General features: G+C 59.1%; 13 protein-coding genes and 1 pseudogene. 10 read left to right on the top strand and 4 right to left on the bottom strand.

The annotated features are described in order from the left end of the window. Positions 1–324: 324 nt before the first annotated feature. From K7H22_RS01430 to K7H22_RS01420, 3 genes are all read right to left on the bottom strand, one after another. The gene (locus K7H22_RS01430) at positions 325–2775 is read right to left on the bottom strand and encodes a TOTE conflict system archaeo-eukaryotic primase domain-containing protein (RefSeq protein WP_230798820.1); all 2451 of its coding nucleotides are present in this window, start codon (positions 2773–2775) and stop codon (positions 325–327) included. Positions 2776–2907: 132 nt separating this feature from the next. After that, complete coding sequence (locus K7H22_RS01425) at positions 2908–3159, bottom strand: helix-turn-helix transcriptional regulator (protein ID WP_230798819.1); 252 nt, start codon at positions 3157–3159, stop codon at positions 2908–2910. A 149-nt stretch (positions 3160–3308) separates the two neighbouring features. Further along, positions 3309–4481 (bottom strand): tyrosine-type recombinase/integrase, encoded by a 1173-nt coding sequence (locus K7H22_RS01420; RefSeq protein ID WP_230798817.1) that lies wholly within the window; start codon positions 4479–4481, stop codon positions 3309–3311. 311 nt (positions 4482–4792) lie between these two features. On the opposite strand from K7H22_RS01420, the gene K7H22_RS01415 reads away from it, so the two are divergent. After that, positions 4793–5854, top strand: a complete 1062-nt coding sequence (locus K7H22_RS01415) for a hypothetical protein (protein ID WP_230798815.1) — start codon at positions 4793–4795, stop codon at positions 5852–5854. A 574-nt stretch (positions 5855–6428) separates the two neighbouring features. Here the strand turns inward: K7H22_RS01415 and K7H22_RS01410 are convergent. Continuing rightward, complete coding sequence (locus K7H22_RS01410; RefSeq protein ID WP_230798813.1) at positions 6429–7247, bottom strand: IclR family transcriptional regulator; 819 nt, start codon at positions 7245–7247, stop codon at positions 6429–6431. Between the two features lie 171 nt (positions 7248–7418). Here K7H22_RS01410 and K7H22_RS01405 point away from each other — a divergent pair, with 171 nt between their 5' ends. The 9 genes and pseudogenes from K7H22_RS01405 (at position 7419) to K7H22_RS01365 (ending at position 17470) form a co-directional block, all read left to right on the top strand. After that, complete coding sequence (locus K7H22_RS01405; protein WP_230798811.1) at positions 7419–8189, top strand: SDR family NAD(P)-dependent oxidoreductase; 771 nt, start codon at positions 7419–7421, stop codon at positions 8187–8189. Positions 8190–8224: 35 nt separating this feature from the next. Next, a complete protein-coding gene (locus K7H22_RS01400; RefSeq protein ID WP_230798809.1) occupies positions 8225–9946 on the top strand; it encodes an FAD-dependent oxidoreductase in 1722 nt (573 codons plus the stop codon). A 37-nt stretch (positions 9947–9983) separates the two neighbouring features. Beyond that, entirely contained in the window at positions 9984–11117 is a 1134-nt protein-coding gene (locus tag K7H22_RS01395) for a TRAP transporter substrate-binding protein (protein WP_230798807.1), read from the top strand. A gap of 79 nt (positions 11118–11196) precedes the next feature. Continuing rightward, positions 11197–11691, top strand: a complete 495-nt coding sequence (locus tag K7H22_RS01390; RefSeq protein ID WP_230798805.1) for a TRAP transporter small permease — start codon at positions 11197–11199, stop codon at positions 11689–11691. Continuing rightward, entirely contained in the window at positions 11688–12977 is a 1290-nt protein-coding gene (locus K7H22_RS01385) for a TRAP transporter large permease (RefSeq protein WP_230798803.1), read from the top strand. Before K7H22_RS01390 ends, K7H22_RS01385 begins: the two co-directional genes overlap by 4 nt. A gap of 395 nt (positions 12978–13372) precedes the next feature. Further along, positions 13373–13549: pseudogene (locus tag K7H22_RS01380) on the top strand (IS3 family transposase); the annotation flags it as partial. A 255-nt stretch (positions 13550–13804) separates the two neighbouring features. Continuing rightward, entirely contained in the window at positions 13805–15055 is a 1251-nt protein-coding gene (locus K7H22_RS01375; RefSeq protein WP_230798801.1) for a cation:proton antiporter, read from the top strand. Positions 15056–15147: 92 nt separating this feature from the next. Beyond that, positions 15148–16389 carry a lytic murein transglycosylase gene (locus K7H22_RS01370; protein ID WP_230798800.1) on the top strand — a complete coding sequence of 414 codons (1242 nt, stop codon included), beginning with the start codon at positions 15148–15150 and terminating at the stop codon, positions 16387–16389. Positions 16390–16561: 172 nt separating this feature from the next. Beyond that, positions 16562–17470: an AEC family transporter gene (locus K7H22_RS01365; protein WP_230798799.1), complete on the top strand. Its 909-nt coding sequence runs from the start codon at positions 16562–16564 to the stop codon at positions 17468–17470. Positions 17471–17526: the final 56 nt, after the last annotated feature.

The raw sequence follows: 17526 nt of genomic DNA, 5'->3' as shown, positions 1-17526 counted from the left end.
CGCAAGCCTGTTTTGAAGGGCCGAAACGAAGAAGGCGGAGAACTCTTGGGTAACTCACCAAGCAATTCATTGGACGACCCCATAGCACCGCCCAACATTACAGGCATTTCAGGGAAAACCCCGGTTTTATACGCGTAGGAAAATTTAGTTGGTTGGTCGGTCCCCTATCCACCAACCAACCAACTAATGTTTCCCTATAGCTGAAACCGCATGAAATCCCTGTAATGCCTGTAATCCCACCGGGTGCAGCCCCACCGACTAAACAATTCCTTGGACGATCACCCAGCAAACGGAAGGGGCGGCACCGAAGTACCGCCCCAACGATCACCGCAACATCGCGGCCAATTCTTCTACCGACGGATCAGGTGGCGGCACGAGCAGCCACTTGCGGGTCTTCTTGTCGATCTCCCATCCCCGCTTGCGCAGCGCAGGCTTCAACTGGTTCAACTCCAGGCTCAGGGTTGCGGCCGTCAAGGGCAGTCGAGAGAGGTTCATCCCGCACGATTCCGCCGCATTCTTCATCTCAAGCAGCAACTCCTGCGGCGTGCCAAGGAATTTGCCATGCCGCCCGATAGGCTCCTGCATCGCCTCAAGCGCCTGCATCGTGGCCGAGTCGTCTGCCGCCTCGTCCTGTGCGATGTCCTGCGCCTCGACCATGACCGAGACGAACCAGCCAGGTTCCTTGCCAAGCACTCGCGCCGTCGCCTCGCCAATCGCCCCGAACTCAGCCAGTCGCACATTCTCCGCGAACTCATGCGGGTCGATCTCGGGCAACACCTTCAACACCTCGACGATCAGTGCAACGACCGCCCCAAACATGCGCGGGGCGGATTCGGCCAGTTTCTGCTCGAATTCGGATTCAAGCATCCGCCGCTCAGGCTTCACCAACTCGATCTCGACCATCCGCGAGATCAGGTCTGCCGCGTACTTCGACGGATCAATGCCGTTCACGATCACGGGCCGCCGCACATAGATTGAAAACAGATCGCCATTGGTGAACAACTGGCGCACCTCGAACCCCATGCCCGTGGTGATACCGCAGAGGGTGTCCGACAGCTTGGTGAGGTCCGACATGTTTTCGAGGGTCAGCACATAGTTGTGCCAAGCCCGGATCAGCACGTCGTCCGGCTTCTCGCTGCCCGGCGCGACCATCGCCGTCACCGGATCAATGAGGGATCGCATCACCCGTGTCGTCGATGTCTTGGCCGAGCCATATTCCCCGATCAGGTTCACAATAGGCGACGGGGTTTCAGGGAAGAACATCTTGACGGCGCAGGCCATGAAGATGGCGAACTGATCGTCGTCCATGTTCACAAGCGCCCGAATGTCCGACAGCGTGCCCTCGGTATATGACAGGGGCATCTGCCGCGAACGCCGGAACACGACCGGGCATTCTTCATCCCCCTCGATCATCGCGACGCCATCAGCCGAGATCGTCAGCACCCGGTCCGCGGCATCGCAGAGATCAACGTAGATGCGCCCCTCGTGCCTTGCGACCCGCAGAAACACGTCTTCGACCGTGTCATAGGCGTGCGCCCGCGCGATGCCGACGACGAGGCCGATCTGCTCCTGGCTCGGCGTCACGCCGCTTGCATAGGCCGCACGCCGCAGCCAGTCCGCAAACTCGATCGAGTCGATCCGCATGATGCGCCGAGGGCCAACGCGGGCATAAGCGGTGCCATCGGGATCACGGAACAGCTTGAGCGAGCCGACCACGTCGTCAAGGATCACCTTCGCCTGATCGCCCTTCCGGTCAAGCTGCACCCCGTCAGGCATGCCGCCGACATAACCGCCCGCCCGCGCATAGGCCCAGAACGGTTCCGGCCCGCTTTTGCCCGCCTTCGCGATGTCGGCCCACTTGTCGAGAACGTCACGCTCCGAGACGAAACCGTCCGTTTCGCGCGAGTAGGTCAGCCAGTGGTCCCGGCCATCCTCACCAAAGGCCGCGAAGATGTTGAACCCGGCATCAGTCCATGCCTTGTAACCGCCACCGGGGCGCACCTTCATGAAGCAGCGCAACGCCGCCGCTACGTCAACAGCCTTGGTGCGTTGGCCCGACTTCGGCCCGCTCTTGCGCGCCTGCGCTAGCGTCACAACGATCTCGCCGCCTTCCTCGAACTTCATGGCGCCGGAGTCGTCGATGCCGTTCGCAATCATCACGACGCTTTCAAGTGCGAGGGGCAAGGCGATGACTGGCCGCTTGCCGCCCTTCGGCAGCAATTCGACGTGGTGTTCCACAACGTAGATGTCGCGCCGGGGGTCACGTTTCCAGATGGTGCCCGTTTCGTGGAACATGCCCTTGCCCTGCCCATCGTCGCGCACGAACTTCTCGTGCGCCCAAGGCGATTGCGAAAGGAGCCTGTTGGCCTCGTCGAGAACCTCCATCATCCGCGCGCGGATGCTGTCCATGCGCGCGGCGTTCGCTAAGGCAACCCACAGGTGATAGCCTTTTCCGCCGCCAGACCTGACGACGAAATAGGGCACGCCCAAGCTGTGCAGCGCAGCCGCGACGAAGCCGACACGCTTGAGCATTATCCCGGCGTTGTGCTTTCCGCCGTGATCGTCGAGATCAAAGACAGCGAAATGGGACTTGTCGTCCCCCACGTTCATGTTGATGCCAATAGGTTGCGTGCCGTCAAGGTGCGCGCGGATCACGTCATCCGTGATCTTGGCATCCTTGGGATAATAGGCCTTCTTGCCATCGACCCATTTCAATTCCGAATAGCCGGGGCCAGCCAGGTCGGTGATTTGCAGAAGCTGATTGATTTCGTCCATTGGTCCGTCTCCTGACGGAACGTGGTCGAGACCTCGAAACTCGGTGTGAGAGCGCGCGCCAACTGTCTATAAGTTGGTTATTCCATACCACATGCACGCCTAACCGGAGCGGGAACCCGACCCCCGCTCCGGCTATTTCACTTCATGGGTTTGCGCCCAAGCGATCACGGCATCCCGATCATACAGGATCGACCGCGAAGACAGGTGCAGATAGGGCGGGCCGATGCGCTCCTTGCGCCACTCATAAAGGCGGTCAGGCGACATTCCGAGGAAAGCGGCGCATTGCGCCGTGTTCATCATCTTGGGACCGAGAGCGCCCTCAAGGCGTTCGGTCAGGGCTTTCACTTCAACGCGCAGGGCGCGCACTTCAACGGCGAGATCCATGTTCAACAGGCTCCGGTCTCACTTTGCGGTATGAGACGGACGCTCTGTTGATCTGCATCGGGGCGCGTCCTTGGCCGAGACCGCATTCCGATGCCGCGTCTCTCGGGGATCACTCGGTGACGAGTGGACGGGACAAACGCCCCGCCACGTCAGCGAACATAGTCGGGGGACTTGATGCGCTCAACCAAGAGATCAGGTGCAAACCCGCATTCCATGATGATGCGCGCGGCAATCGCGTTCACGTCGTCATGGTTGGCCGAACCTTGGTCGTAGATGTCTTGAACCTTCTTCGCCGTGTCGCCGCGCAACTCGTCGATGATGTATTCGGGCAGACGGGCGCGGCGCGCAGCGGTCGTGAACAAGCGACGGCAATCATGCTGACGCAGCGCCTTTTCGTCCTTCGCGTAATCACCCTCGCCCACCGTAACCTTGCGCGCCATGAGCTGATCCATGTGACCCGTCTTCGACTCGGCCGGGAACACATACCCCTCGCGATGCGGAAGCACGGACAGCGCCTCAATCAGCACGTCCGCAATGGGAAACGTCCGCGACAGGCCATTCTTCATTTCGGACAGCGTGATCGTCTTCTTTTTCAGATCAACCTGCTCCCATGTCAGGGTGCGCACGTTGATCGAGCGGAAGCCCGTGAACAGCATGGTCAGCCATGCCGTGCGGGCGATCAGGCTCCGCGTGTCCATGATCAGGTCGAGCGCGGGCCATTTGTCTTTCGGGTCGAACAGCACGGCGCTTGACGCCTTGTGCTTCTGCGTCACCTTCAAGTCGGCTGACACGTCGAAGCAGCGCCGCACGATAGCCGCACGGCGGAACGCCATTTTGATGATCTGCACGAGGTGCTTTGCGGTCGAGGGCGGTTTGCCTTTCAGCGCATCCTCGAGCATCGGCAAGGCGATCTGCTCAATCGGGCGCGCGAACAGGTCGGACAGGTGATTCTTGATCTGCAAGCGGTAGGTCGCAATCGTCGCCTCCTTCGCGTGGGAGCGGGCAACGTGGGACTCGAAGGCGTCCATCAGGGTCGCGATGTTGGTCGATTTCGCATCCGTCCCTGTCTCAAGTTCCGCAATCTTAGCCTTCGCGATCTCCTCAGCCGCCCCGCCCGTCGCGACGGCAGGCCAATCACCGAGTTTGATCGAGCGCACCTTGCCGTCGATCCGCTTCGTCAGAATCCACAGCTTCGTGCGGGCACCGACAGCAAGGCGGATGCCCTTCAAGGTATCGCCGTCGTGGGAGTAGAAAACCGTCCCCGTGGCGGGGTTCTTGATCTTGGCGATCTCGGGGCGGGAAGTCAGCTTGGCCGTGGGCATGGCGATCCTCTGCAACATTCTCTGCAACATTCAGTCCCGATATAGTACGATCTAAGCCGAAAATGACCAACTTGTTTTTTGTTGCAGAGCGCAAGAACACCTTATTTTCAAGTATTTATCAGGATAAATCCCGATCAAGCCGGATCGACGCCAAACGCCTGCTAATCAATTGGTCGTAGGTTCGATCCCTACCGCCGGAGCCAAAATTCCCAAGAAAACCAGCAAGTTACAGACCAACCGCCTCGGCGGTTAGTTGCTGGATTTCGATTTGGGGGGGCCAATGGGGGGCCAAATTCGCCTGAGGACCGGACATGAAGCTGAAGATCACCTTTTCGCTGCGAGATATGTATGTGAGCCGGGAATCAGATCTTCCTGCGCATTTTGATGGGCCAAACGGCGTAGAGTTCCGGCTCTGGATGCGAGAGCTTGAACACCAAGGAAACCTTTCCCGGCAACTTTGCTGTGATATTTTAGCTGATGTCACCCCGCCTCCAAGAGCTTTGGAAACATTGTTGGCCCTAAGGGATAATCGACTTCTACTTGACGATCCCATTCAGGAAGGTCTGCCACAGACTGCTATTTCGGTTGGAACAATTGTCGATCTTCATGGCAACATTAGGCCCAATTGGATAGTAAATTTCGAACTCTTGCCATCTGGTGCCAAACCGTGGTTCACCTCAACTTATGCCGAATACTCAAAAAAACTTCAGATTTTTATCAAGCAGCTAAGGTGGTATCAAAATTCAACAAGCAGTCATCAACCGTTTGCATCTGTAGGAGCTGTCTGGTCTATCGATCATGAGAGTTGGCATTACTTCCCAACGAGAACCGGATTTTCTGTCATCCCGTCGCGTCCGATGAATGTGTCTACCTCTGCACGTCTTGGTGTCGGGCAGGTTTTAAGGTCTGGTTATCAAGAGCCTATATCTCATGATCTACTAAGAGAGGCTGGTGACTTGGCACAAAGCGCCCCTCGAAGTGCCCTATTAGTTGCATTTGCGGCCCTAGAAACGGCCGTTAAGTTGCAACTAAATTTGATGCTTCCTCACGCGTCGGCTTTGGTTGACAAGATGCCGTCGCCTTCGCTGAGCACACTTTTTCAGGAAGTCTTGCCAAGAATTATTGAATCGCAGGGTTCCAGTTTTGAGTATTTTCCTCTCGAAACGAGTGCGCATAATTACTTAAAAAAGTGGGTCGCTCAACGAAACCAAGTGACACACGGTGTGAAGTATTCTGTTGACGTAGAAGGTGTTAAAGAATTTGTAAAATTTGCCAAAGATATACTCTACCTTTTGGACTATTTAAACGGACACGAATGGGCAGTAAGCCATTTGGAGTGTGACCATTGGAATGTCGCCAAAGCAGCAAAATAGTTTTAGCTTTGTAGCTTCTTCGAGTCTCCATTTTTCTTGAGCTTACTCCTCGACGGCCGATGCTTTCGGTGCCATTTGTTCCGGCACGGCACAGAACACAGAAAGGTGCCGGTGCGCAGCTTCGGATCGATCACACCACCACAGCACCGGCAGGGCGGCCGGTCGCGCCGCGCTTCGATCCGCACCTCGTTCCTTTTCCTGACCCGTTCTTTGCCGCGCCAGTTTTCCTGACATTTCACCGTGCAAAAAATGGTCGTGTCGCGTGCGGTTGGTTCCATCTTGGCACCCCCGCTTGCTCCAGTTCGGCTCGCAGCTCAGCAATCATCCCCTAAGACGCTACCCAAAGTCCCTGCGCCCATGCGGGTAGCTCTGGACCGTCGATATCGAAGGGGCTTGGTTGCCACGGCTTAAGCCCAAGCGCCCGGTGCAGCCCACGACCGCTTTATGCTCTTGGTAAAGCAGAGATTCTCTAGCTTTGCACTTTTCGTCGGTATAGGTCGGAACCAGATGCAGTACTTCACGAAACCTGCCGCCTTCTTGTACGGTCGCTGAAAAAATGTCTTCTCTTGCTAGCTTATACCTTATGCCCAAACGCAGATGAAACCTTGCCAGCGGTCCGGGACACAATCCGTGCTAAAGTTCCATCCGGGCGCGCGTCGACACGCTCTGTACGACCGAAGACAGTCAGCGCCATGCAAAGGCGCCCAGTCACGTCGAAAATGGGCGCGCTGACGGCGCCGAAACCATCGCCGCCGCCATTGTTCATCACGGCATAGCCCTGCGCGCGCGTCTTGGCGATCATTTCGGCCAGAAGGGTGCGGTCCCTGGGCGCGTTGGGGCGGCCTGCATTGCGGTTCTGTTCCAGTTCGCGCTCGATCACGGCATCGGTGCGGGCGGCATCCTCGAAGCTGGCGAACAGAAGACCGGTCGCCGAGAAGGTCAAGGGGCAATGATGCGTGGGGGCGATAGTTGTCGCGTAATCGTGGCGCGCCTCGATCACCCGGATCATTGTCGGCCCCTTCTCGGTCCAGACCGCCAAAGCGGCCGTTTCGCCGACCATCTCGACCATGTCGCGCAACATTTGTTCGGCCACCTTGAGCGGCTCAAACCGTGCGAATCCCTTGATACCTAGCTGAAAAGCTGTTGGTCCGAGATCATATTTTGAAGTTTCCCTCGACTGAAGGGCAAGTCCGATTCGGATCAGGCTGACAAGGTACCGATGCACCTTGGCCGAAGGCATCCCGACTTGGGTAGCGATTTCTGCCAGTTTCAGTGACCCATCCGCCTGGATCAGCACATCAAGGATTTTGCCCGCTACTTCAACGGACTGCACGCCACCCTGTGCTGAGCGCAGCATCGTGTGAACACCGCTTTCAGTCCCGTCCATGCTCATGTCACCCCCTTTGGATCGGATCATTTCAAACGATCCGGAATTGATCCTTGACATGAAAAATTTCCGTAAGCAATGTTACGTTGATCATAGCGTGTTACGTAATATGTAATTTTTGTTTTGCAATGAGGAGTTTAATTTTAGGAATTGCAGGCACGAACAATGGGGAGAAAGATGATACTTGATAAACTGGCTGACCTGCTGAAGGGGGATGTCGCTGTTGTCACCGGCGCGGCGCAGGGCAATGGGGCAGCGATTGCGCGAGGGCTTGCGGCTGCCGGTGCCTCAGTGGTGCTGTGCGACATGAACGAAGCGGGCGCCAAGGCCGAGGCCGAGCGTATCAAGGCCCATGGCGGCCGCGCGGAAGGTCTGCCGCTGGACGTGACAGACCGCGCGGCCTGCATCGCTTTTGCAGAGCAGGCAAACGCTATATTCGGCGATATCTCGATCCTTGTGAACAACGCGGGCATTACCCGGCGCACCGCACCGCACGAGCCCAGTTTTCTGGACCATCTGGACGCGCAGATCTCCGTGAACCTGACTGGCTCTGCGCATATGGTGGTGGCTCTTCTGCCCCAACTCAGGGCAACGCGGGGCTGTGTCATCAACCTCGGCTCAATCGCTTCTTTTGTCGGCTATCGCAACTCGGCCAGCTATGCTGCGTCGAAGGGCGGTGTGATCCAACTGACCAAGGCGCTTGCATGTGATCTTGCCGCTGATGGAATACGGGTCAACGGCATTGCGCCCGGCGTCATCGCGACCCCGATGACCGAAGACACCCGCGCCAATCCCGAAGCAATGGCGCGGTTCATGGCCCATACCCCCATGGGACGCGTGGGCGATCCTGAGGAATTGGTCGGCCCGGTGCTGTTCCTGGCTTCAAGTCTATCCAGCTATGTCACCGGCACCATGCTGCCGGTGGATGGCGGCTATCTGGCGAACTGAACCGCCTCATACTCCTACACCAGAAAGAATGAACCATGACGGATGGAACCGGCGAGACCTTACCCGTAATTGATTGCGACCTGCTTGTGGCAGGGTCAGGCGCCAGCGGAATGACTGCCGCCATCGTTGCGGCGAAGAACGGGTTAAAGGTCATCGTGGTCGAGAAAGAACCGGTCTTTGGCGGCACGACGGCTCTGTCGGGTGGCTATCTCTGGGTTCCGAACAATCCCGTCAGTCAGGAGGCGGGCGTCAAGGACAGCAAGGAAGCGGCGCTCAACTACATGCGTCACGAGGCTGGAAACCAGTTCGACGCGGATCGGGCCGAGGCTTTCCTTGATGCAGGTCCTGCGATGGTCGCCTTCATGCACGAGCATACACATGTGCGGTTCGAGGCATCCCCAGCCTTTTCGGATTATCACCCCGATGCGCCGGGGGGCACCGCGGGCGGCCGGTCGATTCTGGTCCGACCGGCGAAGGCGTCTATCCTCGGGCGAGATCTCGACAAGCTGCGTCCGCCGCGCAAGGAACTGACGCTGTTCGGTCTGGCCATCGGATCAGGCAAAGAGTTGTGGCACTTCTACCGGGCGTTCAAGTCGCCCGCCTCCTTCATGTATGTGACCCAGCGGCTGACCAAGTTCGGCCTCGACAAGGCGCTGACCGGTCGGTCTCAGCTTCTGACCAACGGCAATGCGCTGTCGGCACGACTGTTCCGCTCTGCCCAGGATCTGGGCGTTACTGTGTTGCTGAACAGCCCGGTCAAATCAATCGAGCGTGACGCTGCAGGCGCCGTGACAGGTGCGATGGTCCTGACCCCACAAGGTCCGCGGCGTGTGATGGCGCGGCGTGGCGTGGTGCTAGCCTGTGGCGGCTTTCCGCAGGATGTTGCGCGGCGCAAGGCGCTCTACAAACATCCGTCTTCCGAAGGCGAACATGTGTCGGCTGCAAGTCCTGGCAACACAGGTGACGGATTGCGCATGGCCGAAGCGATCGGGGCGGCTACACTGATGGATTACCCCAACGCGGGCGCATGGGCACCCACCAGTCTGGTGCCGCGACCGGATGGCACCAAGGGACCGTTTCCGCATTTCATCGACCGTGGCAAGCCGGGCGTGATTGCCGTGCTGCGCAGTGGTCGCCGCTTCGTGAACGAGGCCAACAGCTATCACGACTTCGTTCAGGGATTGGAAGCTGCGACGCCGTCAGGCCAGCCTGCCGAGGCGTTCCTGATCTGTGACCACCGCACCATCCGCAAATACGGGCTTGGCTATGTCAAACCTGCACCCTTGCCGCTGCGGCCCACGATCAAGTCCGGCTATCTGATCGAAGGCAAGACGCTGGAGGATCTGGCCCGCAAAACCGGGGTCGATCCGTCCGTGTTCAAATCGACTGTCGCTCGTTTCAATACAGATGTGCCGACCGGGGTCGATTCCGAATTCGGCCGTGGCAGCACTGCCTATAACCGGTTCCACGGCGACCCGCAGATAACGCCCAATCCCTGTATGGCCCCGATCAAGGACGGACCGTTTTACGCCGTCCGTGTGATTCCCGGCAGCATCGGCACCTTTGCAGGGATCAAGACCGACCGTCACGCCCGCGTCCTGAACGAGGAAGGCGCTGTTGTCGCGGGCCTTTATGCCGTGGGCAATGACATGGCCAGCGTACTGGGCGGCAACTACTCGGGAGGGGGTATCACGCTGGGGCCAGGCATGGCCTTCGGGTTCATCGCGGGGCAGCACGCCTCTGGCGCATCAACCTAAGTCGCAGTCTTTCGGCACCGGGGCGAAGAACGCCGGCATGCCGTATCGGAAGTCCACTGGCGGGGATGCCGCCAGCCATATCAAGGGAGGATCGGACAAGATGAAACTAACAGGACTCAAGGCCACAAGTATCGCCATGGCCGTGGCATTCGTCGGAGTGACCTCGGTTGCCGAGGCACAAACAACACTCAAGCTGTCCTACAATCAGCCCGCCACTTCGGCTGCATGGCTGGAAGTGATCGAGCCCTATGCCGCGCGCCTTGAGACGCTCAGCGACGGCAAGCTGACTGTCGCGCGCTATCCCGGTGAGGTGTTGCACCCCGTGGCCGACGGCTTTCGCGCCGCAGCCACCGGCATCACCGATGTGACCTCGGCCTGGCCGCTTTACCAGGCCAGCAGCTTCGCGCTGTTTCACGGCTTGCAATTGCCTGGCTCCATGCCCAGCAGCGATATCGCCACAGTGCGGGTGATGGACGAACTTTACGCCAAATATCTACGTGACGAATACGAGCGCATGCAAGTGAAGCTTGCCTTCAATGCCTCGACCCCCAGCTATGATATCCTTTCATCCAAGCCGATCAGTGGGCTCGACGATCTGCGTGGTCTGCGTATCCGCGCGGGTGGCAGCACGGCCACCGCCATCGTCGAACGGTTGGGGGGTATTCCGGTAACCATGTCGATCACCGATGCCTATACCGCGTTCCAGCAGGGCGTCGTGGACGGGATCATTCTGGCCAGTGCCGACATGGTCGCCTATCGCATGTATGAGGTGGGAAAGCACTACTACCAGATCGGCGTTGCGCGGATCGCCATTCCCCATGCAATCAATGCGGAATTTCTGGCTGGGCTTGCACCTGACGTTCAGGCCGTTGTCGCCGAGGCTGGCAACGAGGCAGGGTATGACTATGCACGGATGTACATGGGCCTGACAGAAAAGGCGATTGAGCGCATGTCGCAAGAAGGCGTGACCATCGTCAAGGCCAGCGCCGAGGATCAGGCGCGTATCGCGGAACTTCTGACGCCGATGTGGGAAGAATTCGTGGCCCAGAATGGTGGTGACGGTTCGACAGCCGCCTCCTTTGTAGCCGATATGCGGACCCTGCGCGAGAAATACGCGGCCATGAGCGATGCGGACATCCTCGCCTTGCCCCCAGTCGAGGGCCTACGCTGATCCGGAGACGCGGATCCATCTGGAAATCGTCCGGTCCCGTCCAGGCGGGACCGGCTTCCCCGCACAACCGGAGGCAGCCATGACCTTTCTATCTTACGTGTCCCGCGCGCTTTTCTTCTGTTCTGCCTATGTTTGCCTGCCCATGATCCTTGGGCTCATCGGCGTTGATGTCACCCTTCGATATGTCTTCAACGCACCGCTGATCTGGGCGCAAGAGGCGTCAACCATGGCCCTTTTCATGGCGATAATCCTCGCCCTGCCCGAAAGCTGGCGGCGCAACGTGCACATCCGCGCGGATTTCCTGACGGCGATGATGCGGCCAAGCCTAAATAGAGCGTTGGCGCGGCTGGTCTGGCTGATGCTACTGGTGGTGTCCGTTCTGATTGCCGTCCAGTGCTGGCGCGATATCGACCTGATGATGTTGTTCAACGAGCGGTCAACGGATCTGGACCTGCCACTGAGCTGGTTCCGCGCGGCGCTTGCTGTAGTGGCTCTGGTTTGCGCGGCACTTGCCGCAGGGAAACTCCTGTCGCGCCGCGCGGAAGACAGCCCCGTTGGGGGAGAAGCGCTTTGATCACCGTTGGAACCGCCGCCTTCATTCTTCTGATCCTTCTGATCGTCATCGGCGTGCCGATCGGCCTAAGCCTCATGGCTGTCGGCATCGGCGGACTGGCGATTGTAGGGTCGATATCGACGGCAATGACCCAGACAACGCTTGCGTTCTGGTCCGAAGGAACAAAGTTCGTGCTGATCTCCATCCCCTTCTACATCCTGATGGGAAACCTGATCTATCACACGGGGATTGCCCGAAACATGTTCCGCGCCGCGGCCTACTGGCTGAGCTGGATGCCGGGCGGTCTGGCAGTGGCGGCGGTCTTCGCCTGTGCAGGGTTCGGCGCCGTCAGCGGATCGAGCACGGCGACCGCCCGCACGATGGGCGCGATCATCATCCCAGAGATGCGCCGATATGGCTATGGCATGCCGATGTCCACGGGTGTCTTGTCGGCCTCGGGTACGCTTGGCATCCTGATCCCGCCCAGCATTATCATGATCTTCTACGGTTTGATGACGGAAACCTCGATCGGGGCACTGTTCGTGGCGGGCGTCATTCCCGGCCTGATGATCGCAGTAATTTTTGCGGCCATCATCATGTTAATCGTCCGTGTCGATCCCAAACAGGGCGGTCACCAGATCGATATTCCCAGTCTGGGCGAGCGGGTTCGCGCGCTGCTGGGTGTGCTACCGGTGCTGGGACTGTTCGCAATGCTTCTGGGCGGTCTCTATATGGGAATCTTCACGCCGACAGAAGGCTCTGTGATCGGCGTGTTCGCGGTGCTTGCCTTGGGCTCACTGCAGCGCAGCCTGAACATCGAGGCGATCCGCGCCTCGCTCACCGACGCGGCCCTGATGTCGACGATGCTGTTCGTGATCATCGTCGGCGGCACGCTGTTCACCCGTTTTCTGGTGCAGACGGGCTTTATCGAAGCCATCACAGGGGCGATGCTGGCTATGGATCTGGGGTATTTCCAGTTCATCCTTGCGGTGACACTTCTTTTTCTGGTGCTGGGCTGCGTGCTTGACGTGTTCGGGATGCTGATCCTGACCGTGCCGATCTTGTTTCCGATCGCCATGGCGCTTGGGATCGATCCTGTATGGTTCGGGATCTATGTCATCATCGTCGCTGAGATCGGCCTCGTGACTCCGCCGCTTGGTGTGAATGTTTATGTCATCAAGACGGTTGCACAGGACGTGCCACTGAGCAGGATTTTCCTCGGCTGCATGCCCTTCGTTGCGGGAATGCTGGGGTTCATCGCCCTTTTGGCGGTGTTTCCGCAGATCGCACTGTTCCTTGTAAATTGAGGTTCATATTTGGCTTGTATGACGTCAATCAACCTACCGCACAGCGAGCGCGATTCAAATTCCGGTCCAATTTGCAGGCTCCGTCCTCTATGTCGGGGAGAGCTTTCGACCCATACCATTCGATCACCTCAATTCGTGATCGACGGGCAGCAAGGCCTGACGCGCTCATACTGTTTCTCGCTGCAGCGTTCTGAAGGATCAAGGCTGACGGGCTAGATGACGGTTGTTGTTCCAAGAAGGTCCGCAACAGTTATCTACACGATCCCCAAAAGGACGGCGACCGAACCTGCAAACGTTTGCGATCCAAGACGAAACGAACGACGCTGAACGCCATCGTCACCGAGAAAACTCTGCCAGACCCGGCTTCCCTGCGGGTGAATGAAGTCGGTTTCGATATGGAGCACCGGCGCGCGGGTCGTCTGAATGCGCGAAAACGGGATTACCTTTGAGAGGATGCGCAATTACGGGGTGACAACTGATAGCGACCACAGGTTCAACATCGCCCGAACCTGCTGGATCACGACTTCAGTGCGGCTTTGCTGAACCAGAAATGGGCTGGTGATATCAACCACTCAGCATTCGGCCGAACAAGCCCGGTCGCCTTCGAACGGAAAGTGGCTTAACCGAGCACCTGAAGCGGCACCAAACCGCGACAGGTCCGGTCGGGTTTCATCGCCGGTCATACACGGATACCCTTGTCTGTGACGAAACGCGCGCCACTGGAACCAATTCCGGTCGAACAACATTGGAACAGCCTGACCTTGACATGACCCTCGCATGGGTCAACCGGATTGCATGGCGATCAATCAGAAGGATACAAGACCACGATGAATGATGCTGATCCCTTTTTCGGACTGTCACAGATGCATGTGCTGATGACAGCAGTCGGGGCAGCGGTGTTCATTGCGCATCTGCTGCCACGTATCCTGTTCAAAAGCGCGGCCTCGTCTTCCGCGATCATGATGCTGGCGGGTTTGGTGATCTTCAATCTGATCCCCGGCATGCCGGACATTCCCGATCCGACCGTTTCGCCCGCCTTGTGGGAGATCACCAGCGAAATCGTGGTGATCGTCGTCTTATTCGCCACGGGATTGCAAATCGACGACATAGAAAGCTGGAAACGCTGGCAACCGACGGTGAGGCTTCTGGTGATTGCGATGCCGCTGACCATTGCGGCAACCGCGTTTCTGGGATGGGCGCTGGCAGGTATGACCGTCGCGGGGGCGGTCTTGTTGGGCGCGGTGCTATCGCCGACCGATCCGGTGCTGGCAGGTGATGTGCAGGTCGGCCCCCCGCTTGAAGGCCAGGAGCATCCGGTGCGCTTCACGCTGACGGCAGAGGCAGGGTTGAACGACGGGTTGGCCTTTCCGTTTGTCTATCTTGGCCTGATCATCGCAGCGCAGGGGGCTGATCCGTCGGTGTGGATCGTGGAATGGATGACGCGCGACGTGATCTACCGGATTGCAGTCGGGGCCATCGTCGGCGCGTTTTTCGGCTGGCTTCTGGGACGCAGCCTGTTTTCGTCATGGGGCAGCGCCGCGATCGAGAAAAGCGGTCCGGGCGTTTTGGCGTTGGGTGCGGTCCTGTTGTGCTATGGCATGGTCGAACTGGTCGAAGGCTACGGTTTCATCGGCGCTTTCATGGCCGGTCTGGTGTGCCGCCGCGTACAGAAAAAGCATCATTTCCACAAACGCCTGCACGGTTTCAGCGAGGCGGTAGAGCATGTTCTGACAGCCTTTCTTCTGCTGCTTCTGGGCGGCGTGTTGCCCGCCCTTTGGCCCGTGCTGGACTGGAGCCATACCCTGATCGGTTTCGGGCTGATTCTGGTGATCAGGCCACTGGTCGGCTGGGTCGCGCTGTGGCGGACGGGGCTGCCGCCTTCCGACCGCCTGATTGTCAGCTTTTTCGGCGTGCGGGGGATCGGCTCGGTCTATTATATCGGCTATGCGACGGGTCATATGGAGTTTGTTAACGAAGATCAGCTATGGGCTTTGGTGGCCTATACGATTTTTGCCTCGGCCCTGATCCACGGCGCGACAAGTTTCATGGTCGAGCGATATACATCCCAACCTGCCTGAAGAATCAGCGGGAAATGCCCACAGGGAAAGCGCGACAGACGGGGCCTCTGCGGATAGGGTAAAAGCGTCCGACCACATGACAGGAGTATCCTTTGTCTCTTCGTTTTCTTGTTGTTCTGGCGTGGATCTGCCTGCTTCCCCTACCCCTGATCGCGCAGGATCGGGCGGCGACCGAAAGGCAGTTCCAGACATGGCTTGCACAGACGGTCTGGCCCATGGCGCAGGCCAAAGGTGTCTCGCGCGGCAGTTTCGAGGCGGCGTTCAACGGCGTGACGCTGAATTGGGAACTGCCCGATCTTGTGCCGCCCGGATTATCCGGCGACCAACCGGTGCGGCAGCGGCAGGCCGAATTCGGTGCACCGGAGCGGTATTTCAACCGCGGCACGGTGGAAGGCACAACCGCGGTCGGGCGGCAGATGGCTACGCGGCATGCCGCCACGCTGGAGCGGGTCGCGCGCGAGACCGGCGTGCCCGCGCGCATCATTCTGGCGATCTGGGGCCGCGAAAGCAACTTCGGGCGCGCCGCTATACCGCATGACGCCTTTGCCGTTCTGGGAACCAAAGGTTTCATGAGCACACGGGCCGCGTATTTCACACAGGAACTGGTTGCGGCGCTGCAAGTGCTGGAGCGCGGCAAATTAGCGGCAGGAACGATGAAAAGCAGTTGGGCCGGTGCGTTGGGCCAGCCGCAATTCATGCCTTCCAATGTGCTGGAATATGCCGTGGACGGGGATGGCGACGGGCGCGCCGATATATGGGGATCGGCGGCGGATACGATCGCCTCGATCGCGCATTACCTTGCGCGCCACGGCTGGCAGACAGGCCGCGACTGGGGGTTCGAGGTAAGCCTGCCGGCCTCTCTGCCCTGCCATCTTGAAGGCCCTGATCAGGGGCTGTTGATCGCGGATTGGGAAGCGCTGGGTGTGACCCGCGTGTCGGGTCAGAGTTTTCCCGCGCACGAGCGCAGGGCCGAGGGTTTCTTGTTGCTGCCCGCTGGCCGCAAAGGTCCGGCCTTTATCGTGACGCCAAATTTCTATGTGCTCAAGGACTACAACATGAGCGATCTTTACGCGCTTTTTGTCGGGCATGTCGGCGACCGCATCCAATACGGCATGGGCGATTTCACGACCCGTTGGCGCCCTGTCGACAAGATGCTGCGGTCCGACATCGCGGCCATGCAGCGCGCGCTTGAGGCGCGGGGGCATGATGTTGGCGGGGCCGATGGTCTGGCCGGCTTCAAAACCCGTCGCTCCATCGGGCGCTGGCAGGAGGGTACAGGCCGCGCCGCGACATGCTTTCCCGATGCGGGCCTCAAGGCGGCTTTGGTCCCCTAAACCCGCCTTGCCGACCTTCCAAAGCCGGAAAGCCGTGTGTCACAGAGCCTTTACCACGTTTCCGATCTTGCCCCTTCCCGTTAGGCGTTCTTAAACAGGGCAATTGATACCCTTGGCCGCTGTGCCTTCGGGTGAAGCCGTGCCGACAGGCCGCACCAGAAAGGGTCATTCATTGCTTTTCATCACGATCTGGCCGCTTTTCGCCCTGATCTGTCTGGGGTTCGGATTGGTCCGTTTCGGATTTCCCGATGCGGGTTTCTGGGCCGCCGCCGAAAGGGTGAACTACTTTTTGTTGTTTCCGGCACTGCTGCTGTCCAGTCTGGCGGATGCACCGGTCCGTGATCCCGAAGTGCTGCGTCTGGGCAGTGCGGCAGTTGTGATTATCGTGGTGGCTGCGGCAGGGCTTTGGCTGGCGCGGCTGGTGCATCCGGTGCCATCCGCGCGTTTCGGGCCGGTGCTGCAAGGGGCGGTGCGGTTCAATACCTATCTGGGTCTGGCAATCATCGCGATGTTGGCAGGCACGCCGGGGGTCGAACGGGCGGCGCTTTATCTGGCGGTTGCGGTGCCGTTGGTGAATGTGCTGTCCATCATCGCATTGACCGATGCGGCCATGATGCGGAAACCTGTGTTGTTTGCCCGCAAGGTTCTTGGCAACCCGCTGATCCTTGCTTGTCTGGCCGGTATCGCGCTGGCACTCAGCGGAGTCGGCCTGCCCTACGGCACCGGACGTTTTCTGGAACTTCTCGCGCAGGCCAGTTTGCCATTGGGTCTGCTTTGTGTAGGGGCCGCGCTACAACCTGCGGCCCTGCGGCTGGACATGCTGACACTTGCGGGGATCGGCGCATTGCGGTTGCTGGCAATGCCGGTTCTGGCCGCGGGGATCGGCCACCTCTTCGGTCTGGGCGGCACCGAGGCATTGGTGCTGATCGTGTTCTCGGCCATTCCGACCGCGCCCACGGCCTATGTCCTGACACGGCAGCTTAATGGCGATGGCCGGTTAATGGCGGGAATCGTGACATCGCAAACCCTTGCCGCAGTCGGGACGATCCCGCTGGTTCTGTGGCTTCTGCAAGCCGGATAGCGCCTTTGCTAACGTGGTCGCTGCAAAAAACGACGGGCAAAAGGGAACGGAAGCCA

The sequence above is a fragment of the Seohaeicola saemankumensis genome (genome assembly GCF_021021435.1).
GTDB lineage: Bacteria > Pseudomonadota > Alphaproteobacteria > Rhodobacterales > Rhodobacteraceae > Seohaeicola.
The sequence above is the reverse complement of the archived record's forward strand: the minus strand, read 5'-3'. Positions and strand labels throughout refer to the sequence as shown.

Coding starts and splice junctions, on each gene's coding strand:
- K7H22_RS01430 (WP_230798820.1), bottom strand. CDS start 2,775: ATGGACGAAATCAATCAGCTTCTGCAAATCACCGACCTGGCTGGCCCC.
- K7H22_RS01425 (WP_230798819.1), bottom strand. CDS start 3,159: ATGGATCTCGCCGTTGAAGTGCGCGCCCTGCGCGTTGAAGTGAAAGCC.
- K7H22_RS01420 (WP_230798817.1), bottom strand. CDS start 4,481: ATGCCCACGGCCAAGCTGACTTCCCGCCCCGAGATCGCCAAGATCAAG.
- K7H22_RS01415 (WP_230798815.1), top strand. CDS start 4,793: ATGAAGCTGAAGATCACCTTTTCGCTGCGAGATATGTATGTGAGCCGG.
- K7H22_RS01410 (WP_230798813.1), bottom strand. CDS start 7,247: ATGAGCATGGACGGGACTGAAAGCGGTGTTCACACGATGCTGCGCTCA.
- K7H22_RS01405 (WP_230798811.1), top strand. CDS start 7,419: ATGATACTTGATAAACTGGCTGACCTGCTGAAGGGGGATGTCGCTGTT.
- K7H22_RS01400 (WP_230798809.1), top strand. CDS start 8,225: ATGACGGATGGAACCGGCGAGACCTTACCCGTAATTGATTGCGACCTG.
- K7H22_RS01395 (WP_230798807.1), top strand. CDS start 9,984: ATGCCGTATCGGAAGTCCACTGGCGGGGATGCCGCCAGCCATATCAAG.
- K7H22_RS01390 (WP_230798805.1), top strand. CDS start 11,197: ATGACCTTTCTATCTTACGTGTCCCGCGCGCTTTTCTTCTGTTCTGCC.
- K7H22_RS01375 (WP_230798801.1), top strand. CDS start 13,805: ATGAATGATGCTGATCCCTTTTTCGGACTGTCACAGATGCATGTGCTG.